Origin of the sequence: Maribacter aquimarinus, from assembly GCF_047345505.1 — a bacterium.
Taxonomy (GTDB): domain Bacteria; phylum Bacteroidota; class Bacteroidia; order Flavobacteriales; family Flavobacteriaceae; genus Maribacter.
This window is the reverse complement of record NZ_JBLFEO010000078.1, coordinates 1-1,228: the sequence shown is the minus strand read 5'-3', so window position 1 is coordinate 1,228 and position 1,228 is coordinate 1. Positions and strand designations below refer to the sequence as shown.

The 1,228-nt window shown below is 44.0% G+C and carries 1 protein-coding gene and 2 pseudogenes; 2 read left to right on the top strand and 1 reads right to left on the bottom strand.

Annotation, left to right across the window (positions count from 1 at the left end; genetic code table 11):
- Together ACKWCC_RS19410 and ACKWCC_RS19330 are read left to right on the top strand one after the other, a co-directional pair.
- A pseudogene (locus ACKWCC_RS19410) lies at positions 1-116 on the top strand (IS30 family transposase); the annotation flags it as partial.
- A 124-nt stretch (positions 117-240) separates the two neighbouring features.
- A pseudogene (locus ACKWCC_RS19330) lies at positions 241-906 on the top strand (RteC domain-containing protein); the annotation flags it as partial.
- A gap of 27 nt (positions 907-933) precedes the next feature.
- Here the strand turns inward: ACKWCC_RS19330 and ACKWCC_RS19325 are convergent.
- On the bottom strand, positions 934-1,218 hold the full coding sequence (locus ACKWCC_RS19325) for a BfmA/BtgA family mobilization protein (protein WP_413997607.1): 285 nt from the start codon (positions 1,216-1,218) through the stop codon (positions 934-936).
- Between the last annotated feature and the right edge of the window lie 10 nt (positions 1,219-1,228).

The following is a 1,228-nucleotide window of genomic DNA, read 5'->3' as shown; positions in this document are numbered from 1 at the left end:
AAAAGGCGGAGAACATTTTAAACAACAGGCCCAGAAAAAGGTTCGGGTACAGAACGCCCAACGAGGTTTTTGCCGCAGCAATAGAAAATCAGGGCATTGTTGCGTTTATGACTTGAATCCAGCCCAGTAATTATGCCTCAATTTCCAAATCAACCACATCTTTTATAAATCCCTTAAACCGCTTTAAAAAACATCCGGGATATTCCCACCTTTAGCTTAGGGCTTAAAACCTATTTTGGTTTGGACTTTCAGAATGAACTAAAGGAAAAAGTAGAGAAGGAGGCCGTAAAAATCATAGCATATGGCAAGGCCATTGATTTTTGTCGCAGGACGCTAAGCGGGCTGGAGCAAACTTTTCTGACAAAACGGGATTGCCCAATAGAGGATGAGATCTACTATTTCAAGATTGTGAAGCAAGAAGCGCAATCCCAGCTTTTTTACTATTGGGACCTACGCGAATATCAGGCTCATTATCCACCAGCGGACATCAACTTTCAGAAATCCCATATAAAGAACAGACGAAAGGATTCGAGAGCGTTTCTGCGCAAGAACTTCTATTTTCAACGCTATCTCAATATGGGTGCCCGCCACTTGGACCATCTATATTTCACCCGCAGCGGTGGCGCAGCTTTAAATGGACCGCAAGTTATTGATGTGATTCTTGAACCTGGCCACCATACGGTGCACGATTTGCTTTTGAGCAGGATACGGGCAAATGAACTTCTTCTAAAATTCTATGAAAAAGAACTGGAACAACTCAAACTGGGAGATACGAACGAGATTGCCAGACTCAAATGGAAGGGCTCAAAAGTTTCCTTTACCGAATTGGTCTATGGCCTCTATCATAGTGACACATTTGGAGAAAAAGAAGTTCCCGTGAAGGTGATCGCACAGGTTTTGGCCAAATGCCTTCAACTACCGCCCTTTGATGTTTTATTCCAACATCCCCACCGTGGGCTTGGTCTGGGTCTTTTCCATATCCTTCATAATGGCGATCACCGCATTGATGCATTTCAACAGCCGCCTATCGGTCTGCAGCAAATGGTTCGGCACTTCATCATCGGGAAGCAACTGGTGACGCTCAAAGAAATGAACCATCTGATCTAGGGTCATGCTGTGCGATGCTTTGAACCTCCTGGCGAAACCCTTGAATTTCTTGGCCACCGATTGTTTTATCTTCAAGTTGGAAAAGCCCTCGTTTTTATAGCATTTGTCCATAATTGGATCA